Origin of the sequence: Escherichia sp. MR, assembly GCF_005280595.1 — a bacterium.
Classification (GTDB): Bacteria; Pseudomonadota; Gammaproteobacteria; order Enterobacterales; family Enterobacteriaceae; genus Escherichia; species Escherichia ruysiae.
This window is the reverse complement of record NZ_SZVK01000116.1, coordinates 1-2,192: the sequence shown is the minus strand read 5'-3', so window position 1 is coordinate 2,192 and position 2,192 is coordinate 1. Positions and strand designations below refer to the sequence as shown.

Below are 2,192 nucleotides of genomic sequence, written 5' to 3'. Positions count from 1 at the left end.
CGGTGGAGCTGCATGACAAAGTCATCGGGCATTATCTGAACATAAAACACTATCAATAAGTTAGAGTCATTACCCTCAAACAAAAGACCTCCAGCCTACGATGAGAACGGATTAACTCGTACCATGAGTCTCGCCGCCATTTTTACTAAAGCAATGCAATGGGAATATGAGCAGGAACTTAGATGTGTTAAAAATAATAAGTCTGGAATTTATCCTTTTCCACGCCATCAACTGAAAAAAGTAATATTTGGTTTGAAAACATCAGATGAAGATAAGCAAAAAATTAAAAATGCTATTGAGCTTTCGATGAGAACACATAAATGTTTTATCGGAATAAAGGAGGTTGGTATGGAAAGAGAAACCTTCAACCTTTTTATAAAGGCATTGTAATGTAACAATGCCTTTATAAATTTAGATAAGATTATCTTTTCAAGCTCGCGCGAAATTCTTTTGGATTAGCCAGAACTGGATTAATTGCTCGTAACTGTTCCTGTATACGAGCCTGAGCACGCCGCTTCGGCATCTTTGTGCTTCGCTCACGTTTGCCGTTACGCTCCAGTTCATCCATTTTATCTTGAGCCAATCGGAGCACTGCACCGAGCCGCTTATTATCGACGATTTGCCCCTGATCAATACAGTCCAGTTTGTCGAATACCTGATAGGAGAGGGCGCGGTGGCCGTATTTGAAGGCGAGGGTGCCATCAGGGTAATCAAATACCATAATATTCTCCCCAGCAATTCGGCTGTTTTCCTCAGTGGGTTCAACAAGATATATCATCTTATCATAACGGAATGTTAATGATTTCGAGAGCTTACGGGTTTCCTGCCATGAGAAAATATCATCTAGATCCACAATCGTTTCAGCCACAGGGCGATGAAGGTTTTTGGGATATTTGGGAGTTTTGGCGAAGCGCCGGTTAAAGTCTACGATAAACGTTTCAAGCCAAGCATTAGCTTCTTCGATACTGCTTATTTTATTGAGGCGCATTTCTTTGATGAGCCTGTCCTGAAGAGTTTTGTTGGCTCGTTCAACACGACCTTTAGCCTGAGGGCTGTTCGCATAGATAAGTTCAACACCAATATCGTGCAGGACTCGACCAAATTGAGTGCCCGATTTGCTTCCAGCGGCATGATTTACTCGAAAAATACCGTGTTTGTCGCTGTAAAATACCAGCGGCTTACCATGTTTCTCAATATATTCGCGGGTAGCAAGCATGTAATCAAAGGCTGATTCGGTTTCACCAAAACGAGGCTGATACACTCGTGGTTTACGGCGTGAGTATGGTATCCACAATCCATCGGCAGTCATCCATTTACGCAACGTTTCGACTGATACTGAAATATCGTGTCGCTCACTGAGTTTTTCTGCGGCGAGAGTTGAGTTGATGGGCTGCATCACGACGACGCATGCGTTTATCGATAACTGCCTGAATAACGTTTATCCGGTTTAGCTCTTTATCTGACATGGTCACAAGCATCCTGATGTCTCCACGGCAACAAGGTTTAATCCTTTACGCCAGAAAAAGTGACATCTCTAAATGGGTAGAAAGTGACATTAGAATATTGCAGCTACAACATTAGTGCGCATAATGTATATTATGTTAAATAAGAGATATCAGAATGCCCCTGACCACCGTACCGACCTCATAGCTCTAATGTACATGCTCCCTCCCCACTACCCGACAGGCACTATCAATCGTTTTGCCTCGGGCATTTCTGTTTTGAAGTAGCATATCTGGAGGTCTTCAGTATGCACATTTCAATCTCCCTTACCCTTCAGTTATTACGGGAGTTGAAGGAACGACGTTCGCTCCTGCGTTTATGATGCTTTGAAACTTCATCATTAAATGACATGACTCCGGCCGAATTAATCCGAAGTCTTCAGAAAGACATTTAACACTGTACAGATTTTAAGATCATACCCGACATAGGGAAATCAATGGTTGTCCGCCTGCTGGTTACCATATTACCTACTCTATTTTAAGCAGGCTCCAGTCAATATAGAGCTAATACAAGATTCTCCACTTTAATCATCCCCTTTTGTTCAATAGAGATAACATCAATTTGTATAACTTCTAGTGGGTAATGACTCTAACTTATTGATAGTGTTTTATATTCAGATAATGCCCGATGACTTTGTCATGCAGCTCCACCGATTTTGAGAACGACAGCGACTTCCGTCCCAGCCGTGC

General features: G+C 42.2%; 3 protein-coding genes and 1 pseudogene. 2 read left to right on the top strand and 2 right to left on the bottom strand.

What is annotated here, in order from left to right; all coding sequences use genetic code 11:
• The first annotated feature begins 2 nt into the window (after window positions 1-2).
• Window positions 3-59: an IS1 family transposase gene (locus FC814_RS23825; RefSeq protein WP_003032489.1), complete on the top strand. Its 57-nt coding sequence runs from the start codon at window positions 3-5 to the stop codon at window positions 57-59.
• A 64-nt stretch (window positions 60-123) separates the two neighbouring features.
• Complete coding sequence (locus tag FC814_RS22415) at window positions 124-390, top strand: hypothetical protein (RefSeq protein WP_137326487.1); 267 nt, start codon at window positions 124-126, stop codon at window positions 388-390.
• Window positions 391-421: 31 nt separating this feature from the next.
• Here FC814_RS22415 and FC814_RS22410 read toward each other — a convergent pair.
• Both FC814_RS22410 and FC814_RS22400 read right to left on the bottom strand, forming a co-directional pair.
• Window positions 422-1,466 (bottom strand): annotated as a pseudogene (locus FC814_RS22410) (ISNCY family transposase).
• A gap of 630 nt (window positions 1,467-2,096) precedes the next feature.
• The coding region (locus tag FC814_RS22400) for an IS1 family transposase (protein ID WP_000851394.1) at window positions 2,097-2,192 on the bottom strand (96 nt) is incomplete at its 5' end.